Annotated in this window: 1 protein-coding gene; it reads right to left on the reverse strand. The window is 39.5% G+C overall.

Annotated elements, in window-relative coordinates:
- Positions 1–63 precede the first annotated feature (63 nt).
- Positions 64–266 (reverse strand): SIMPL domain-containing protein (locus L9G74_RS20870; RefSeq protein WP_238898672.1); only part of this gene is annotated, 203 nt, incomplete at its 5' end.

The following is a 266-nucleotide window of genomic DNA, read 5'->3' on the forward strand; positions in this document are numbered from 1 at the left end:
TGATTATAAAGATACCAATAGTCCCCATTGATTGACAACCTTTAATTTTCACTAGCACTTGATCTAAGGAAAGTACGTAAATTCTACTTCGACTGCAGCTGTTATCGTCAACTCTCCCTCTTGTATCGGAGTTACAGCAGCTTGAGCTGACAAGACGGTTGGATAAGGAACTGCAGCTTGCTTATTAATTTCAGTAACTCGTAATGGAATTGGGTTCAGCGAGACCCCTATTGTATTACTCATAATTGTTGCTTTTTGGTTGGCAT

The organism is Shewanella electrica (assembly GCF_022321485.1).
GTDB lineage: Bacteria > Pseudomonadota > Gammaproteobacteria > Enterobacterales > Shewanellaceae > Shewanella > Shewanella electrica.